This window comes from Peribacillus psychrosaccharolyticus ATCC 23296, from assembly GCF_000305495.1.
GTDB classification, from domain to species: domain Bacteria; phylum Bacillota; class Bacilli; order Bacillales; family DSM-1321; genus Peribacillus; species Peribacillus psychrosaccharolyticus.
This window is the reverse complement of sequence record NZ_AJTN02000236.1, coordinates 1-17,806: the sequence shown is the minus strand read 5'-3', so window position 1 is coordinate 17,806 and position 17,806 is coordinate 1. Positions and strand designations below refer to the sequence as shown.

The 17,806-nt window shown below is 40.1% G+C and carries 18 protein-coding genes and 1 other annotated feature; of the genes, 16 read left to right on the top strand and 2 right to left on the bottom strand.

What is annotated here, in order from left to right; translation table 11 throughout:
* The first annotated feature begins 186 nt into the window (after positions 1-186).
* The 8 genes from WYK_RS23475 to WYK_RS19200 all read left to right on the top strand — a co-directional run bounded on the left by WYK_RS23475 (position 187) and on the right by WYK_RS19200 (position 7,421).
* Positions 187-636 carry a nuclease-related domain-containing protein gene (locus WYK_RS23475; protein WP_235782565.1) on the top strand — a complete coding sequence of 150 codons (450 nt, stop codon included), beginning with the start codon at positions 187-189 and terminating at the stop codon, positions 634-636.
* A 566-nt stretch (positions 637-1,202) separates the two neighbouring features.
* On the top strand, positions 1,203-1,673 hold the full coding sequence (locus WYK_RS19230; protein WP_051387723.1) for a PRC-barrel domain-containing protein: 471 nt from the start codon (positions 1,203-1,205) through the stop codon (positions 1,671-1,673).
* Between the two features lie 21 nt (positions 1,674-1,694).
* Positions 1,695-1,883 (top strand): hypothetical protein, encoded by a 189-nt coding sequence (locus tag WYK_RS19225; protein WP_040376073.1) that lies wholly within the window; start codon positions 1,695-1,697, stop codon positions 1,881-1,883.
* A gap of 441 nt (positions 1,884-2,324) precedes the next feature.
* Positions 2,325-3,404 (top strand): AI-2E family transporter, encoded by a 1,080-nt coding sequence (locus WYK_RS19220; protein ID WP_040376071.1) that lies wholly within the window; start codon positions 2,325-2,327, stop codon positions 3,402-3,404.
* Between the two features lie 51 nt (positions 3,405-3,455).
* Positions 3,456-3,669 (top strand) — a binding site (T-box leader).
* Positions 3,670-3,716: 47 nt separating this feature from the next.
* The gene (gene alaS / locus WYK_RS19215) at positions 3,717-6,353 is read left to right on the top strand and encodes an alanine--tRNA ligase (RefSeq protein WP_040376070.1); all 2,637 of its coding nucleotides are present in this window, start codon (positions 3,717-3,719) and stop codon (positions 6,351-6,353) included.
* 70 nt (positions 6,354-6,423) lie between these two features.
* A complete protein-coding gene (locus WYK_RS19210; RefSeq protein WP_040376069.1) occupies positions 6,424-6,693 on the top strand; it encodes an IreB family regulatory phosphoprotein in 270 nt (89 codons plus the stop codon).
* A complete protein-coding gene (gene ruvX, locus WYK_RS19205) occupies positions 6,693-7,115 on the top strand; it encodes a Holliday junction resolvase RuvX (RefSeq protein WP_040376068.1) in 423 nt (140 codons plus the stop codon). Before WYK_RS19210 ends, ruvX begins: the two co-directional genes overlap by 1 nt.
* Positions 7,116-7,127: 12 nt before the next feature.
* Complete coding sequence (locus WYK_RS19200; RefSeq protein ID WP_040376067.1) at positions 7,128-7,421, top strand: DUF1292 domain-containing protein; 294 nt, start codon at positions 7,128-7,130, stop codon at positions 7,419-7,421.
* Between the two features lie 314 nt (positions 7,422-7,735).
* Here WYK_RS19200 and WYK_RS19195 read toward each other — a convergent pair whose 3' ends face one another.
* Positions 7,736-8,647, bottom strand: a complete 912-nt coding sequence (locus tag WYK_RS19195) for a TetR/AcrR family transcriptional regulator (RefSeq protein WP_040376066.1) — start codon at positions 8,645-8,647, stop codon at positions 7,736-7,738.
* Between the two features lie 199 nt (positions 8,648-8,846).
* Between WYK_RS19195 and WYK_RS19190 the strand changes: the two genes are divergently transcribed.
* The 7 genes from WYK_RS19190 to WYK_RS19160 all read left to right on the top strand — a co-directional run bounded on the left by WYK_RS19190 (position 8,847) and on the right by WYK_RS19160 (position 16,983).
* Positions 8,847-10,346: a DHA2 family efflux MFS transporter permease subunit gene (locus WYK_RS19190; RefSeq protein ID WP_040376065.1), complete on the top strand. Its 1,500-nt coding sequence runs from the start codon at positions 8,847-8,849 to the stop codon at positions 10,344-10,346.
* Between the two features lie 168 nt (positions 10,347-10,514).
* Positions 10,515-11,657 (top strand): endolytic transglycosylase MltG, encoded by a 1,143-nt coding sequence (mltG, locus tag WYK_RS19185; RefSeq protein ID WP_040376064.1) that lies wholly within the window; start codon positions 10,515-10,517, stop codon positions 11,655-11,657.
* Between the two features lie 120 nt (positions 11,658-11,777).
* Positions 11,778-12,488 carry an O-methyltransferase gene (locus WYK_RS19180; RefSeq protein ID WP_051387721.1) on the top strand — a complete coding sequence of 237 codons (711 nt, stop codon included), beginning with the start codon at positions 11,778-11,780 and terminating at the stop codon, positions 12,486-12,488.
* 172 nt (positions 12,489-12,660) lie between these two features.
* Positions 12,661-13,296 carry a uridine kinase gene (gene udk / locus WYK_RS19175; RefSeq protein ID WP_040376062.1) on the top strand — a complete coding sequence of 212 codons (636 nt, stop codon included), beginning with the start codon at positions 12,661-12,663 and terminating at the stop codon, positions 13,294-13,296.
* A gap of 255 nt (positions 13,297-13,551) precedes the next feature.
* On the top strand, positions 13,552-14,025 hold the full coding sequence (gene greA / locus WYK_RS19170) for a transcription elongation factor GreA (RefSeq protein ID WP_040376061.1): 474 nt from the start codon (positions 13,552-13,554) through the stop codon (positions 14,023-14,025).
* Positions 14,026-14,453: 428 nt separating this feature from the next.
* The gene (locus WYK_RS19165; protein WP_040376060.1) at positions 14,454-16,226 is read left to right on the top strand and encodes a peptidoglycan D,D-transpeptidase FtsI family protein; all 1,773 of its coding nucleotides are present in this window, start codon (positions 14,454-14,456) and stop codon (positions 16,224-16,226) included.
* Positions 16,227-16,299: 73 nt separating this feature from the next.
* On the top strand, positions 16,300-16,983 hold the full coding sequence (locus WYK_RS19160; protein WP_051387719.1) for a YrrS family protein: 684 nt from the start codon (positions 16,300-16,302) through the stop codon (positions 16,981-16,983).
* A 45-nt stretch (positions 16,984-17,028) separates the two neighbouring features.
* Here the strand turns inward: WYK_RS19160 and WYK_RS19155 are convergent, their stop codons facing one another.
* Positions 17,029-17,232 carry a DUF2536 family protein gene (locus WYK_RS19155; RefSeq protein ID WP_040376059.1) on the bottom strand — a complete coding sequence of 68 codons (204 nt, stop codon included), beginning with the start codon at positions 17,230-17,232 and terminating at the stop codon, positions 17,029-17,031.
* Between the two features lie 186 nt (positions 17,233-17,418).
* On the opposite strand from WYK_RS19155, the gene WYK_RS19150 reads away from it, so the two are divergent.
* Positions 17,419-17,806, top strand: a 388-nt coding sequence (locus WYK_RS19150; RefSeq protein WP_040376058.1) for a class I SAM-dependent DNA methyltransferase, incomplete at its 3' end; no start/stop codon positions are given.

Here is a 17,806-nt window from a genome sequence, read left to right as displayed (position 1 = left end):
AAGAATGTTTCCGGGTTAGGGCAGAATCAATAGCCGGTAGGGAAGAATGTAGTTGTGTTAGGGAAGAATGCCACAAGATCAAGATCTATTTAGCGGAACGGGGTGCTGTAAAGAGTTTTTTTATGTTGAGCAGGGTTTTGATGAAAAGTGACGAATTTGTTTTAAAAAGGGGGTAATTAGTTGATTGTGAAACGATGTGAAGTGCCAGCAAGAGTACTAGCTTTGGAGGCTTTATTACGAAGACTGCCACTCACCTATCCTAATCGGGATGCGATTGAGGAAGAGTATAGACGCTATTGGGCAGGTTACCAAGGTGAGCTGTCATTAAGCTACGATTTAAGCTTTCTTCAGGAACAAGATTACTATATATTCCATGACCTTCGTCTACAGTATGAAAATCACTATTTTCAAATTGATATTTTGCTTCTATCTGCTTCTTTTGCCTTAATTATTGAAGTAAAAAATTATGCAGGTACTATTTTTTTTGATCGAACATTTAAACAATTAATTCAAACAAAGAATGGTATTGAAAAAGGATTCCCTGATCCAATTCTTCAGGTGCAAAAACAGCGAGAACTTTTTGAAAAATGGCTTACTTCTCAGAAATCCAGACTCTGCCGCTTGAATCAATTGTAGTTATTACTAATCCTTATACTATTATAAAATGTAACCCAGGAAATGCGGAAGTTCCTCACAAAGTAATCCATCGAAATTCTCTTCTCTTAAAGATCGAACAATTTGAAATTAAGTTTTCTCAACCCCAACTGCAACGAAAAGAATTGAAAAAACTATCTAAATTTATGGTAAAACAACATAATCCTCATCAACCAAATCTTCTTGAAACCTACGCGATTTCACCAGTAAACCTATTAAAAGGTGTCTATTGTCCTCAATGCTCTTTTCTGCCAATGGAACGGAAAAAGTTGAGGTGGCACTGCCCAAAGTGTCTGCATTCAGACAAAACATCTCATATTATCTGCTTTAAGGACTACCTCCATCTTAACAAATCTTCGATGACCAACCGCGAATGTAGCGATTTTCTACAGGTCCCCTCATTAAAAACCTCAGCCCGACTTCTTGAATCATTAAATCTGACTCGGAGCGGACAAACCAGAGATAGGATTTATCATTTGAGTTTGGAAAACCTTACACAGCATGAAAAATCTCCGTGAACAAATACTAACGGTGTTCGGAAGGGCGGGATGACTTTGCGGACATTTTCACAACTGATTGGTATGCCGGTATATTGTCATCCGGGCAAAAATATCGGTATAATTAGTGATTTTTGTTTCGCGGACGATGGACACATTAGTGGGATGATCGTACACCAGCGAGCTTTTTTAAAAAAGAGCTTCTTTATAAGTCTTCAAAAAGTGATGGCCTTTGGATCAGAGGGTATTATCGTTAGCGATGGAAATTGCGAGCAAAAACCACCAAAGCATTCAGTAAGGTTTGTCCATGATAGTGTGTTTGGAAAAATGGTCCTTTCTGATACTGGGGATGCGCTTGGGCTTCTGCATGATGTATGTTTTTTGGAAAAAATGGGCACAATCATAGCGTATGAAACGACGGATGGATTTTTCTCTGAGCTTACAGAGGGTAAAAGATTAGTGCGGTCTGAACAGCCGCCATCTCTTGGGGAGGATGCCATCATTGTTTCGGTCTATGAATAGTGAGGTGTCCGGAAAATGGAAATGAAATGCCCAAATTGCAGCAGCAAAGATATTGGTAAAATTGGTGTGAATCAATATTATTGCTGGGGATGCTATATCGAAATGACGGTTTCAGAGGGAATGATTAATACTCATCAAGTCGAAGAAGACGGGAGCTTAAGTTCGTTGGACGATTTGTTTGATGAACAAGATCGCCGCTTTACCATGTAAAACTTGAAAGAGGTTTTTGAGATGCGAAGACGATCACAAAATAATTTCATAGGTATTGGTCTAGATATGATAACAGATCCAAAAAAACGTCAGCGTCAAATAAAAAAACTACGCAAAAAAATAAAATCTATGCTATAAGACTCGCCAGTTGGCGGGTCTTTTACTTGTTCTAACAGAGAAAGGTGTCTAGTTTCACAAGGGCCGAATAAAGAGGAAAAAGGGCCGAATCATTCGTGGAAAGGGCCGAATGATTCTCAAAATGGGCCGAATCAAAGGATTTCCATCTGTCTACGTGGGAGCAGGAGGAGCAAATACCAGTTCGCAGGAGCAATAAAAGGTATTTAGAACCAAAATGAGGAGTGGTTTGCTCCAAGTAAATAGCCCGCCTTCCTGCATAATTTCTCCATCTTCCACGGAAACTAGGTTTGGGAGGGATGCGGGATGAGTATTCGGCTTAAGTGGTTTTATCGGTTGGGGTTTTTGTTGTTATTATTTATTGTTCTTTATGTGTTTATGAAGCTTAAGCCGTTTTGGAGTCCTGTGCTGGGTGTGGGGGTGAAGGTGCTGATTCCGTTTGCTGCTGCAGCGTTTATTAGTTATTTGCTGCATCCTGTTGTTGAGTTTCTTCATTTGAAGGGGATGAGCCGTGGGTTGTCGATTGTGGTGATTTATGTTTTGTTTTTTGGGGGAATTGGGTTTGCGGTGTACCGAGGGATTCCCGTTATTATTAAGCAGGTGGGGGAGCTGGCGGAAAGTGCACCGGTTGTTGCGGAACAATATCGCGGCTGGATGAAGATGATTGAAGCCAAGACTACACATTGGCCGTTTGGCGTCCATGAGCGGATCGATGAAATGATTGCTTTAATCGAGAGTAAACTTGAGGCACTGGCTGGTACAATTATGAGTTATTTTCTCCGTGCCTTCGATTTCTTTCTACTAATTGCACTAATTCCGTTTCTAGCTTTTTACTTTATTAAAGATTTTCAAGCTATAAAAAAAATGACCTGGTACATCACTCCAAAAAAATTCAGAAAGCAGGGGATGTCTTTTCTTCGTGATGTAGATACGTCACTGGGCGGTTATATCCGCGGACAGATTCTTGTCTGTGCAGCAATTGGGTTGGTTTCAGCTTTTCTTTTTTGGGTGGTTGGGATGGAGTATCCGTTGCTGCTGGGAATAATTATTGGTATAACCAATGTCATTCCGTATTTCGGACCGATTATCGGTGCCGTTCCAGCCGTTATTATTGCTGCTTCAATTTCTGTGAAAATGGTTATAATAGTGGGTGTGGTCGTGCTGGTTTTACAGTTTCTTGAGGGAAATATTCTGTCTCCGCTGATTGTGGGAAAAAGTTTGCATATGCATCCGGTATTTATTATGTTTGGGCTTTTGGTTGGCGGTGAAATTGCAGGCGTGGCAGGTCTGATTATTGCGGTTCCAGTACTCGCCATTCTTAAGGCTTTTGTGCTGCATGCGAAGATTCATTTCGGAAAAACGCAATCTAGTCAGTTCGATGATTGACAAATAAATTTTGGATGAATATAATCCAATACATAAGAACTTTTATAATTCGTAAACACAGTGATGGAAAAAGTATGTTGACGTCCATATGTTTAGAGAGAATTTCCCTTGGCTGAAAGGAAATTTCGATGTAGTCGACAGAAAGCTAGTCCGGAGTGCAGCTAATTCCTGCCGTTTCGCCGCGTTAAGGCATTGATGAAGGTGATGGGTGCGTGAATTTGGCCCATAATCAGGGTGGTACCGCGAGCTAACTCTCGTCCCTGTCAGGGGATGGGAGTTTTTTTTGTGCCCAAATTTAAGGAGGAAATAATGATGAAATATTTAACAGGCGCGCAAATCCGCCAGATGTATCTAGACTTTTTTAAGGAAAAGGGACATGCAATTGAGCCGAGTGCTCCTCTAGTTCCGCATGAAGATCCATCTTTATTATGGATCAATTCAGGTGTTGCAACATTGAAGAAGTATTTTGATGGTCGAGTAATTCCAGAAAATCCACGGATTACGAATGCACAAAAAGCAATCCGTACAAATGATATTGAAAATGTGGGTAAAACAGCTCGTCACCATACGTTTTTTGAAATGCTCGGTAACTTCTCTATTGGTGAGTACTTTAAAGAAGAAGCGATTACATGGGCATGGGAATTCTTAACTGATGAAAAATGGATTGGTTTTGATAAAGAGAAACTGGCTGTAACCATTCATCCTGAAGATGAAGAAGCATTTGAACTTTGGAATAAAAAAATTGGCTTGCCTGCAGAGCGGATTATCCGTTTAGAAGAAAACTTCTGGGATATCGGCGAAGGTCCAAGCGGTCCGAATACAGAAATTTTCTATGACCGCGGACCGGCATATGGAGACGATCCAAATGATCCAGAACTTTATCCTGGCGGCGAAAACGAGCGTCATTTAGAAGTTTGGAACTTGGTGTTCTCACAATTTAATCATAATCCAGATGGTTCATATACACCGCTTCCTAAGAAAAACATTGATACAGGAATGGGACTTGAACGGATGGCTTCAGTTGTTCAAGATGTTGCAACCAATTATGATACTGATCTGTTTATGCCGATTATTGCCGCAACGGAAGAAATTTCTGGTGTGAAATATGGCACAGAGACTGCATCAGATGTTGCATTTAAAGTAATCGCTGACCATATCCGGACTGTTGCGTTTGCTGTCGGTGATGGAGCGCTTCCATCAAATGAAGGCCGCGGATATGTGTTACGTCGTTTACTGCGTCGTGCTGTTCGTTATGCTAAGCAAATCAATATTAACCGTCCATTCATGTTTGAATTAGTGCCGGTTGTTGGTGAAGTAATGCATGCCTTCTATCCAGAAGTTAAAGATAAAGCCGCTTTCATTGCTAAGGTTATTAAAAATGAAGAAGAACGTTTCCATGAAACCTTGCATGACGGCCTTGGAATTTTATCCGAAGTTATTAAAAAAGAAAAAGCAAAAGGTTCAACAACGATTCAAGGTTCAGACGTGTTCCGTCTTTATGATACGTACGGATTCCCAATCGAGTTGACAGAAGAGTATGCTGAAGAAGAAAATATGGCTGTCGATCATGCTGGGTTTGAATCAGAAATGGAAGCACAGCGTGCACGTGCTCGTTCGGCTCGTCAAGATGTGGATTCTATGCAAATTCAAGGCGGTGTGCTAGGCGACATCAAAATCGAAAGTAAGTTTGTCGGCTACGATCAGCTTGAAGCAGAAGCTGTTATTGAAGCAATCGTTCAAAATGGTGAGTTAATGAAGGAAGCTAATGAAGGCGAAGAAGTACATGTCATCTTAAGTGAGACACCATTTTATGCAGAAAGCGGCGGACAAACGGCAGATAAAGGCGTCATTGTCAGCGAAGATGTGAAATTGACCGTATTAGATGTTCAAAAAGCACCTAATGGACAAAATCTACACCGTGTAACGGTGACTGCTGGTACATTGCTTCAAGGAGCTAAAGTGGTTTCGGTTGTCGATCAAGCTAATCGCCTTCCTATCATTAAAAACCATACAGCTACGCATTTAATGCATCAAGCATTAAAGGATGTCCTTGGAACACATGTTAACCAAGCGGGTTCACTTGTTCAAGCAGAGCGTCTGCGTTTTGACTTTTCACATTTCGGACAAATTCAACCGGAAGAAATCGAGCAAATTGAAAACATCGTAAATGAAAAAATTTGGCAAAGTCTGAATGTAAATATAGATTCAAAAAATATTGAAGAAGCAAAAGCAATGGGAGCTATGGCGCTATTTGGCGAAAAATACGGTAAAATTGTACGTGTTGTTCAAATCGGCGATTACAGCCTGGAGCTTTGCGGGGGCTGTCATGTTCCTAATACCGCTGTTATTGGTTTGTTTAAAATTGTTTCTGAAAGCGGAATTGGTGCTGGCACACGCAGGATTGAAGCTGTAACAGGTGCCGCTGCCTACAAATTGATGGCGGATCAAATTACGACACTAAAAGAAGCAGCAAGTATGCTAAAAGCTAATCCGAAGGACCTTCCTTCTCGAATTGAGACTGTTCTAGCAGAAGTGAAAGAGCTTCACCGTGAAAATACAAGTCTCTCCGCTAAGCTTGGAAATATAGAAGCATCAAGTCTTGTCTCTAAAGCTACGCAAATTAACGGGGTAACCGTTCTTTCTGCGAAGGTTCAAGGGGTAGATATGAATAATCTGCGTGCAATGGCTGATGACTTAAAAGAAAAACTAGGCTCAGCAATTATTGTCCTCGGTTCTGCACAAGGCGATAAAGTAAATTTAATTGCAGCAGTTACAAAAGATTATATTGCACAAGGTTTCCATGCTGGGAAAGTCATCAAAGAAGTGGCTACACGCTGCGGCGGAGGCGGCGGTGGACGTCCGGATATGGCGCAAGCCGGCGGAAAAGATCCAGAAAAATTGGATGCTGCGCTTAATTTTGTTGAAGAATGGGTAAAATCCATTTCATAATGGACAAAAAGTATTGTACAATGGTTATAGCAGTCGGAACACGTTTATAACTGAAGAGAGGGTGCATTACATGAGTTCCTTTGATAAAACGATGAAGTTTAATTTCCCGGAAGAACCGTTTGAACAAGACGTAAAAGAAGTTTTGTTTCAAGTGTATGCTGCTCTTCAAGAAAAAGGCTATAATCCGATTAATCAAATTGTCGGATATTTGCTTTCCGGAGACCCGGCGTATATACCACGTCACTTGGATGCTCGGAATCTTATTCGCAAGCTTGAGCGGGATGAAATTATCGAAGAATTGGTTAAATCGTATTTAAAGAGCCATCGTGAGGAAAACTAATGCGTACAATGGGTTTAGATTTAGGAACTAAAACCATCGGCGTTGCGATCAGCGACGCGATGGGATGGACAGCACAAGGTCTTGAAACAATCAAGATCGACGAAGCGCAAAAGAATTTTGGCATGAAACGGCTTCGTCAAATTATCGACGAACATGAGGTCACTAAGATTGTCCTAGGTTATCCGAAAAACATGAATGGAACCATTGGTCCCCGTGCCGAAGCAAGCGAGTCGTTTAAAGAACATCTTGAAAATAAATTCAAGGTACCCGTCTTCCTTTGGGATGAACGGCTTACGACAATGGCTGCCGAACGCGTGTTAATTGATGCGGATGTCCGCAGGAAAAAACGGAAAGATGTCATTGATAAAATGGCAGCAACCTTGATCCTGCAAGGCTTTTTAGATAGACAATCAAAACTATGAGGTGAATGATTAATGGAACATAATGATAACAATATTACAATAGTAGACGAGAATGGGAACGAACAACTTTGTGAGGTTTTGTTCACGTTTGATTCAGATAAATTCAACAAATCTTACGTCCTTTACTACCCAATGTCAGTAGAAGACGAAGAAGAAGAAATCGAAATTCACGCGTCATCTTTCGTACCAAGCGAAGATAACAAAGACGGCGAGCTTTCTCCAATCGAAACTGAAGAAGAATGGGACATGATTGAAGAAATGCTTAACACGTTCCTTGACGCTGAAGGCGACGAAGAAGAAAACTAAGATAAGGCAAAACCCCCTGTCCAAATTGGATAGGGGGTTTTACTTTTTCTCACATACTTCTGTACTTAATTTAAAGAAATTTGTTTCAACACGAACCGTTCCTGCACAATCATTAATTAAGAGCATAGTCTCTTGATGATTTTGTTTGATTTGAAAGAAGGCATAAGAAGCAGTGGAAAGAATAACGAACAATGATAGTGATAAGACCCATACTTTTACTTTATTTCCTTTCTTGTTGAAACCCCCTAAATTATTCCTTTATTTTATCAAGTCTATCAAGCGCAAAAAAAACAAACTTCACAGGGGAGTTTGTTTTAGATATCATTATCTAGTTGTCCTAGGCAGGCATTAATATTCGCTTCAAAATGCTCGATTGCGTCTTGAGCCTGTGCTGGATATAGTGACATTAAGGTTTGTAACGTGCTGTCTAATAAGAATCGACGTGGTTTAGATGGTTGTAGTAATTCATCCTGAATGAAATCGATAAGTTCAAATGCTCGTTCTCGTTGATTACTCCCACAAAATGTTTTATTCGTGGCTTTTTTTAGAGCTAATATCGATTGAAGCAAGTCGTTATGACATTGGTGATGGTGGTTTCTGAAATTAGGGAGCCAAGTATCAATTAGCTCTGGATCTAGAATTTGGACGCCGCTTGTAGAAGTTTCAGTTAATATTTGAATGATTCGGTCGATACAATATCGAATTATATTTTTTTCTGTTGATCCAACTGATTGTGCAAGTTGATTATAATGATTCATCTGTATCATCATACCGAGAAAAATGGCAGCTAAATCGAGTAGATAGGGTTTTTTGCTTTCACCAAAGATATCGATAAAGCGCCCATATGTCCAGCGAAGACTTAGTAACTGAATCCGTTTAATAAATTTCTTTAACTCTTCATCATTAGATACCAGTACTTCTTCAATTAATATCAACATATTGCTTTGTTTGTTGAATATCATCTGTAGTTCCAGCTGTTTAATGAAACCTTCTATATCAGATAATTCTTTCCCAATGAGTACGGCTGCCCGTTCTTCATTAATCTTTTTATATAGGGAACGGAAAATCGCAATAAATAATTCACTCTTGGAAGGGAAATAATTATAGAATGTACCTTTAGAAATCCCGCTGCCATCTAAAATATCTTGAACGGAGGTTGCATTGTATCCTTTTTCAATAAACAGATGATGGGCGGTTTCAATGACCTTTTGCTTCCGACTATTCATGAATATCACCTAGGCTTTCATTATACTGCTAGTGTAATTGTTATCTTACTATTTTTCTGGGGGTAGTACAAACCCTATCAATAATGAATATTTTTTTATTGCAATAATTGAACTAGAGGTATAATATATATTTTATGATATCGGGATATACCCATTGTACAATAAAATGAACCACAAGTTCAAATGGAGGAATAAAAATATGAGTACTGCTCAACTAAATGAAAAAAAGGCCCCTTATGGTATTCTTGCCATTCTTATGGTCGGTGCTTTTATTTCGATTCTTAATTCAACTTTGTTGAATATTGCCCTGCCTTCGATTCAAAGAGATCTAGGTGTTGAAACGTCGACTGTACAGTGGCTGGCAACGGGTTATATGCTTGTTAACGGTATTATGATACCAACGACAGCTTTCTTAATTCGTAAGTATTCTGTGCGGAATTTGTTCTTAACAGCCATGCTGTTGTTTACAATCGGTACAGTTACTGCCGGTGCAGCAACTGTTTTCCCAGTGTTGCTTGGAGGCCGAATGATTCAGGCAGCTGGTTCTGCTATTATGATGCCGCTACTAATGAATGTTCTCTTAACAGCCTTCCCAGTAGAAAAACGGGGATCAGCAATGGGACTGTTTGGTTTAGTTATGATGTTTGCTCCAGCGATTGGACCAACGCTTTCAGGCTGGATTGTTGAACATTATGATTGGAGAATGTTGTTCCACTTCATTACTCCGCTTGCGGTTATTGTTCTTGCTTTCGGCTTCTTTAAGCTGAAGGATAAGAAAGATAAAGTAAATATTAAAATTGATGTTCTATCTGTTATTTTATCAAGCCTTGGGTTTGGCGGCTTGTTGTATGGATTTAGCTCAGCCGGTTCAAAAGGGTGGGATAGCCCTTGGGTTTACGGAACATTAATCGTTGGTGTAATTTCATTAATTCTGTTCATTACACGTCAGTTGAAAATGGATTCACCAATGCTTGAATTCCGGATTTTCCGTCACCCAATGTTTGCTTTGTCAGCGAGTATCTCGATTGTCTTGAATATGGCATTATTTTCAGGAATGATTTTACTGCCGATGTATATTCAAACGATTCGTGGTATATCTCCGTTCGATTCAGGACTGCTTATGCTTCCTGGTGCTATTCTAATGGCGATTATGTCTCCGGTTACCGGTAAATTGTTTGATAAATTTGGCGGACGCGTGCTTGTGGTAACTGGTTTATCTATTACAGTGGCATCGACTTATTTCTTTAGTCAGTTGACAATGGAATTATCGTACGGCACGTTAGTTACCATGTTTACGATCCGGTCCTTTGGTCTTGCGATGGCAATGATGCCCGTTATGACAAATGGATTGAACTCACTGCCAGCTCGAATGAATCCTCATGGAACAGCGATGAACAATACGCTTAACCAAATTTCGGGTGCGATTGGTACGGCATTGCTTGTAACAGTTATGTCAAACCGTGCAGCTACACATGGTGAAGAACTTGCGAAGGCTGCTATGAGTAAAGCAACTGGTCAACCAAGTGCTGAAGCCCTTGAGGGACTGAAAAACATGGCAATGCTTGAGGGAATTAATGATGCATTCCTTGTTGCCACCTTTATCGCAGCATTAGCGTTGATTCTTTCATTCTTCATGAAGCGTGCACGTCCTGCTGAAGATAAATTTGGAAAAACTGAAAAAGATAATCAGTCTGCTTAATTTATATCGCAGATAACCTCTATGCTGAATTCAGTATAGAGGTTTTTTTCTGCGTTTGAATAGCTTCTATTGACAAAACCTGTGTACATTTGTCATTAATAGAGAGTGCATGACAAAAAATGCGCATGATAAACGTATGAACGTGTTTTTTTTACAGGGGGTTTGAGGATGAAAGATAGAGAACAAGATAATATGTCAAAGAAAGCTTTGATACGAAAAAGTATGATCGAACGTCAAGGAGAAGCGAAAGTTGTCCGTAAAATTATTTTAATTATCGTGATGGCGTTTATCTTAGTAGCCGGCATTATTGGTATCGGCGGGTATCTATATGTAAAAAGTGCCCTAGAGCCATTGGATCCAGATAACAAAAAAACCAAGGAAGTTGAGATTCCAATTGGTTCTGGTGTGAGCAGTATCAGCACGATCTTAGAAGATGAAGGTATTATTAAGAATGGCCGGATATTTAAATATTATATTAAATTAAAAAACGAGTCAGGATTCCAAGCAGGTACATATAAACTTTCCCCATCAATGGAGCTGGATGAAGTACTGAGTTCGATTAAATCTGGGAAAGTAATGAAAGAGGCAGCTTTAAAGATCACGATTCCTGAAGGGAAGCAGCTGAGTCAAATTGCGACCATTATTGCTGATAATACGAATCAGAAGTCAGAGGATGTTTTAGACAAGCTGGATGACGAAAAGTTCGTTAAAAGTTTACAAAAGAAACACCCTAAGCTTTTAACAGATGCTATTTTCAATGAAAAAATTATTCACCCGCTTGAGGGTTATCTTTTCCCAGCTACGTATTCATTTTATGAAACAACTACACCTCTTGAAACAATCGTGAGCGATATGCTTTCACAAACGGAAAAAGTACTGGCTGGTTATCAATCAGAGATGAAGGAAAAGAAATACTCACCGCATATCCTATTGACATTTGCTTCCTTAATTGAAGAGGAAGCCACAGTAAATGTAGACCGAAATAAAATCTCATCGGTGTTTCATAATCGATTAGAGGCAAACATGCCGCTGCAAACCGATCCAACGGTACTTTATGCGAAGGGCAAGCATCAGAAGAAGGTCTATTATAAGGACCTAGAAGTCGAATCACCTTATAATACCTATAAGAATAAAGGCTTAACGCCTGGACCAATTGCTAATGCTGGTGACACGTCAATTGAAGCCGCATTGCATCCCGATAAGACTAAATATTATTACTTCCTTGCAACGTCATCAGGTAAGGTGCTTTTCTCCGTATCGCTTGATGAACATAACAAGAAAAAGGCCCAACACATTACAAGTGATAAATAGGAAACAATTAGTGGGGGATGAGAGATATCATTCTCCTTCTTTTTATGGTAAAATAGTCGAAGTGAAATTTCAGTGCGAAAGCTGACGTGACATGCAGGAACTTTTATACTAACTCGGCAGATGCCGGGTTTTTTGTATGATAAAGAGCCGAGTAGATCGAAGCTAGCATGGGAGGATACAAACGTGAATCAGAAGATAGATAGCTATCTCCGTTCATTACTGACGGAACGCACCGGTTTATTTGCAGAAATTGAGCAATATGCCGAAGAAAATCATATTCCAATTATGGAACCAGAAAGTATTGAAGTCTTGTTACAAATTATTAGGCTGAAACAGCCGCAAAGTATTCTTGAAGTTGGTACAGCTATTGGCTACTCAGCACTAAGGATGATTGATGCTGTGCCCTCTGTGAAAGTGGTTACGATTGAACGACATGTAAAACGGATTGCTGAAGCAAAAGCAAATATTGAAAAATCCGGCAAACAGGAGCAAATTACGCTGATTGAAGGCGATGCACTGGAAGCGGGTGAAGCAGCAGGAGCTCATGGGCCATATGACATACTATTTGTAGATGCCGCAAAAGGACAATATAAACGGTTTTTTGAACTATTTGTACCGTTTTTACGACATGATGGTATAATCATTACCGACAATGTTTTATATAAAGGACTTGTGGCTGAACCTTTGGCAGAAATCGAGCCTAAGAGAAGACGTGCATTGGTTAGAAAGATTCATAATTATAATGTATGGCTGCACAACCATCCAGATTTTGATACTGTTATTTTGCCCATTGGAGACGGTGTAGCGATTAGCAAATATAAAAGCCTTTAATATAGAAGGTAAGTTAGTACGACTTCTCGAACGAGGAGCCAGCGTATAAGTGTAAAATGTTTGGGAACCATAGCGATGAGACTTCGATTTCTCGGGACTGGTTCTCCGTTATGATAATAAGACAGGCATTGTCCTGTATGAATCAAAACAACGATTTGAGAGGAGAACTACTATGGCTGAAAGACCCGTTGTAATCGGTGTTGCTGGAGGTTCTGGTTCTGGGAAAACCAGTGTATCTAGAGCTGTTTATGAACACTTTAAAGGTCACTCGATTTTAATGATTGAGCAAGACTTTTATTATAAAGATCAAAGCACATTACCCTTTGAGGAACGTTTAAAAACGAATTATGATCATCCACTTGCATTTGATACAGAGTTGTTAATTGACCATCTGAATAAGCTGTTAAACTATGAGCCAATAAATAAGCCTGTATATGATTATGCAGAGCATACTCGTTCAAATGAAATAATCAGGGTAGAACCGAAGGATGTTATCATTCTTGAGGGAATTCTGGTGCTCGAAGATGAACGTCTCCGTGACTTGATGGATATTAAGCTGTTTGTCGATACCGATGCTGATCTGCGGATTATCCGTAGAATGACACGCGATATTAAAGATCGCGGACGTTCGATGGACTCAGTGATTGATCAGTACATTAATGTGGTTCGACCTATGCATAATCAATTTATAGAGCCAACGAAACGCTATGCAAACATTATCATTCCTGAAGGCGGCCAAAATCATGTAGCCGTTGATTTAATGGTAACTAAAATACAAACAATCCTTGAACAAAAGTCATTTTTGTAATAACATGGCATAGATAAAGAATATGCAGTATTTTCCTTGCCTTGTGTTTTTTGTTTACAATATAAACAAAAGCCTCATACAACACACGTCATTTTTTATACTTTTTGTACAAATAAGTAATAAGCGCGTTCTTTTCAAAAGAACGCGCGCTTAGGTATATTCAACTGTTTGTACGGGGCAGGGTACTATGCACGCTGCATTACATAAAACTTTATGATATTCGTTATGATAAAGAACTTGAAGGAGTGAAGGGTTTTGGCAATCGAAAAAGTATTTCCAATGACTAAAGAAGGTAAAGAAAAATTAGAAAAAGAATTAGAAGTATTAAAAACAGTTAAACGTAAAGAAGTCGTGGAACGTATTAAAATTGCTCGTAGTTTCGGGGATCTATCAGAGAACTCTGAGTACGATTCAGCAAAAGAAGAACAAGCCTTTGTTGAAGGACGCATAACAACTCTTGAAAATATGATTCGCAATGCGAAAATTATTGAAGAAGATACAACAACAGACAGTGTCACTCTTGGAAAATCCGTAACATTTGTTGAACTGCCAGATGGCGACGAAGAAACGTATAACATTGTCGGCAGTGCCGAAGCAGATCCATTCGAAGGCAAAATCTCAAACGATTCACCAATCGCTAAAAGCCTACTCGGTAAAAAAGTGGGCGAAACTGTTTCAGTCAGCACACCAGGCGGCGACATGACCGTAAAAATCGTATCCATCAAGTAATTCCTAAAAACATCGTCCTTGAGACGGTGTTTCAAGAGGTTCGGAATGATTTCATTCCGAACCTCTTTTGTATTTTACGGTGCAAATAGTTCTACGGGAACAAGCTGGTTCTAGTGTTCCCATTTCAAAATGGTTTTCGAAAGCACTCCTTATCATTTCAAAATTCTATCTCTAGGCGTGAAGACTCCGAACAGCGAGACAGGTGAAACCCCGCAGGAGCGTAAGCCGAGGAGGCTCACTGCCCGCCCCGCGGAAAGCGAAGCGCATGAATGGAAATTAACTCTCAAACGCCGTCACTGCGACGGCGTTTTTTTTTGCAATAAGTATATTGGTTGTAAGCTGTTTTGTTCAAACGGTTTGTCCGGTTATATTTTTCTACATCGTTATAAATTTTGGACTCTCGTCAACAATGGTAGTGAGGTGTTGGTATGAGGAAAAAGCGGATTTCTTGGGTTGGTATAGGGATAATGGTGATTCTAGGTGTACTTGTGGTTAGGTTGGTCCAGATTCAGCTGATTGATACCGAATCATTTTCAAGTCATGAGATTAATTTAATTGAGGCAAGTGTGAAGCAGCGCTCACAGATATTGACTCTAGATGATGGCCGGGGAAAATTTTATGACCGGAATGGGGATGCGCTGGCTCATGAGGAAGTGCCGACGCTCGTTTTGTTTCCTTTTTTAAAAAGTATGAGCTGGCCTTCAGGTAAAATAGCCGCGATTGTTGGAGTATCTGAGCAGAAGCTGATGAGCGAAATTGAAGCGGCTAAAGAGCCGTTTCCGCTTAAGGATAATGATGGGTTGCCGCTCACGTTGACAGCAGAGCAGACAAAGTCAGTCAATGCGTTGAAAATCCCCGGTGTTTTTGCGGTCCGAGAGAAATTTTACACTAAGGATACTCCTGCGGCACAGTTGATTGGTTCAACAATAAAGTACTCTTCGCTTAAGGAGAAGCGTTATCCAGAAAGGGAAATATCGAATGATACGCGGGTGGGCTATAACGGTTTGCAAAACACGTTTGATGAATTTCTCCTTTCTGACGGTGAATCACAGCTTGTCTTTCATGTCGATGCTAAAAGCGGACCCCTCTTTGGTGTTGATGTTAAATATGTTGAACCTGCCAATCCTTTGTATCCCGTTAAGGTAATAACCACCATCGATAAATCCATTCAAGAAGAAGCAGAAAGAATCGTCGATGCTCATGGTATAAAAAAGGGCGGGATCGTTTTACTCAATATCGAAACCAGTGAGGTCCTAGCGATGGTTTCCCGGCCAGCATTTTTAAAATCAGACCCATCAGGTGAAGGCTCGATTAATTACATGCTCCGCCAGCAAACGCCAGGATCTGTTTTTAAAACTGTGACGGCTGCGGCAGCTATTGACTATGGTCTCGAAGCACAACAACGGACCTTTGATTGTAATCAGGGGATTGATGGTAATAGACCGGCACAGCGTAAACTCGGTCAGCTAACGTTTAAAGATAGTTTTGCTCAAAGTTGTAATAAGACAATAGCTGAAGTGGGACAAGAAATGGCAAAGACCCATCCGGATTATTTGGAGCAATATGCTGAAAAATTAGGGTTAATTGGGCTGTCAGGCTGGAACGGCGAGGTCTATCATTCACCAGTGACACAATTATTTAAGGAAGAATCAGGACAAATTTGGAATCAAAAGAATGCTGATCAGCAAAAAAAAGATATGAGAATGGTGGCGAAGTCTGCAATAGGTCAGCAAGATGTACAGGTAAGTCCCTTGGCGATTGCTAATATGATGGCGACGATTGCCCGCGGCGGGGAAAAGAGAATGGTGAAGGCAGTAAGCAAAGTAGAGTTTAGTAATGGTGCGAGCGTATTCCAATTTCCTGATAAAACAATAGGCGGAGAAAGTTTGGCACCCTATACAGCTATGAAAATGCAGGAATTGCTGCGAACTGTAGTCAGCAGTGAACAGGGGACTGGGCATAGTCTGGCTACTTTACCCTATGAAGTGGCCGGAAAGACCGGTACCGCCCAGACAAATTTAGAAACCAAAAAATTAAATAAATGGTTTGCGGGTTACTTTCCATATAAAAATCCTCGCTATGCTTTGGTGACAGTTAGTCTTGATACAAACGAAAATACAGAAAACGTGGTGCCGTTGTTTGCTGATCTTGTTCAAGCTATCTATACCAAAAATCATCCAGCTGGAAATATGACACAATAGCTAATACTTCTAACGAACCCCTTAACATGTTAAAATGAGAGCTCAACCAATCAATGTCAGGGGGATTCATTTAATGAGCAAGAAGTATAGCGGCATGCAGCCGGATTCCCGGCTGGATGCACGAGAAAAAAAGCGTAAGATTAATAAATTCTATAATATAGCGATTACGCTTGTCATAGTCCTGATCGTGATTGTTGGTTTGTCGATTTTCTTAAGCAATAATTCCGATAGTGATACGGCTTCTACTACAGAAAAGGCACCGAAAGAAACCAATACAGCGGCTACTGATGACAATAAAGAAAAAGAGGAAGCTGAAAAAGCTGCTGATGAAGAAGAAAAGGCAGCAGAAGAGGAAGCTGTGGAAGACGAATCAACAGATGAAAGCACTACTGAGGATGACAGTGAAGCTAACGTAACAGAGATTGAAGAAAGTAATGACGAAAATGTAGAGAAGGCTTATAAGAGTGATGATTGGGAGCCGGTTGGTACTGAGCAATCTGGTGAGCATGTAACAAGCTTTGATAAGGGTTCTGCTGATTGGAAGGAAATGACAACAGCACTTTCGAGCAGTACAGGAATTGCTGAAAGCGATATGACAATTTGGCGACTTGGAAATGGCGGGGCTCCAAATAAGGCTACCGGTACTGTTTCAGCCAAAAACGATGATAAAACCTATCGTGTACAGCTTGAATGGGTTGATGGCTCAGGCTGGCGTGCAGCTAAAGTTGAGGAACTTAAACAGAACGATCAGAGATAATAGAGAGAAACCCGGCTTCAGGGATGATGCCGGGTTTCTTTGTTATTACTGTGCTTTAAAATGTACAACGGCACTGTAAAATCTTCGGCCATGTTCATCTACATGCATTTGATGAGAAACAGCATGAACACCGAGAAGAATGGCTTCGTTTGCTTCAATTTGGGTTTGGATTTGATTCTCAAGTTTCTTTAATGAGTCTGCTTCAAAAAATTCTACTTTGTCTTTTATTAAATTTAATTGAAAGTTCATGTTGGTACCTCCATATTTTTTTCTCATTTAGTTTACCAGACAATTGAAAGAAAAACAGGAAAAACCGTGTATGAAATACTTGAAGGAATAAATAGTGTATGTTAAATTTAGAACAGTTAAAAAATTAATTCATAGTATGTTCATAGGTTTTGTTTAGTATAAAATATACTTAAAAAGGTGAGTAAAATGGGAAGAGAATTTATCGAATTATTCAAAGAGTGGTCAAAATCGTATGATGACACAGTTGAAGGAAACGATATAGAATATCAGGAAGTCTTTAAACATTATGACCGGATTCTCGAAAGTGTAGCGAGTCGTGCCTACGGCCATGTTCTTGAGTTTGGTGTGGGTACTGGGAATTTGACTCAGCGGCTGCTTGACGCAGGGCTATCGGTAACAGGTGTAGAACCGTCAGAACCGATGCGAGCAAAGGCGCTGGAAAAATTACCTGAGGGAACGAATCTTGTTGATGGTGATTTTCTCGATTTTCCTGTCCCTGAACAGGTAGATTCCATCGTTAGTACGTGGGCATTTCATCACTTAACCGATGAAGAAAACGCACTTGCTTTCGCTC

Excerpts from the sequence above, each read along its gene's own strand:
- udk (WP_040376062.1), top strand. The coding sequence starts at position 12,661 with ATGGCTGAAAGACCCGTTGTAATCGGTGTTGCTGGAGGTTCTGGTTCT.
- WYK_RS19210 (WP_040376069.1), top strand. The coding sequence starts at position 6,424 with ATGAGTTCCTTTGATAAAACGATGAAGTTTAATTTCCCGGAAGAACCG.
- WYK_RS19220 (WP_040376071.1), top strand. The coding sequence starts at position 2,325 with ATGAGTATTCGGCTTAAGTGGTTTTATCGGTTGGGGTTTTTGTTGTTA.
- WYK_RS19165 (WP_040376060.1), top strand. The coding sequence starts at position 14,454 with ATGAGGAAAAAGCGGATTTCTTGGGTTGGTATAGGGATAATGGTGATT.
- alaS (WP_040376070.1), top strand. The coding sequence starts at position 3,717 with ATGAAATATTTAACAGGCGCGCAAATCCGCCAGATGTATCTAGACTTT.
- WYK_RS19200 (WP_040376067.1), top strand. The coding sequence starts at position 7,128 with ATGGAACATAATGATAACAATATTACAATAGTAGACGAGAATGGGAAC.
- WYK_RS19230 (WP_051387723.1), top strand. The coding sequence starts at position 1,203 with ATGACTTTGCGGACATTTTCACAACTGATTGGTATGCCGGTATATTGT.
- WYK_RS19180 (WP_051387721.1), top strand. The coding sequence starts at position 11,778 with ATGCCGGGTTTTTTGTATGATAAAGAGCCGAGTAGATCGAAGCTAGCA.
- WYK_RS19190 (WP_040376065.1), top strand. The coding sequence starts at position 8,847 with ATGAGTACTGCTCAACTAAATGAAAAAAAGGCCCCTTATGGTATTCTT.
- WYK_RS19155 (WP_040376059.1), bottom strand. The coding sequence starts at position 17,232 with ATGAACTTTCAATTAAATTTAATAAAAGACAAAGTAGAATTTTTTGAA.
- WYK_RS19225 (WP_040376073.1), top strand. The coding sequence starts at position 1,695 with ATGAAATGCCCAAATTGCAGCAGCAAAGATATTGGTAAAATTGGTGTG.
- WYK_RS19195 (WP_040376066.1), bottom strand. The coding sequence starts at position 8,647 with ATGAATAGTCGGAAGCAAAAGGTCATTGAAACCGCCCATCATCTGTTT.
- WYK_RS19160 (WP_051387719.1), top strand. The coding sequence starts at position 16,300 with ATGAGCAAGAAGTATAGCGGCATGCAGCCGGATTCCCGGCTGGATGCA.
- mltG (WP_040376064.1), top strand. The coding sequence starts at position 10,515 with ATGAAAGATAGAGAACAAGATAATATGTCAAAGAAAGCTTTGATACGA.
- ruvX (WP_040376068.1), top strand. The coding sequence starts at position 6,693 with ATGCGTACAATGGGTTTAGATTTAGGAACTAAAACCATCGGCGTTGCG.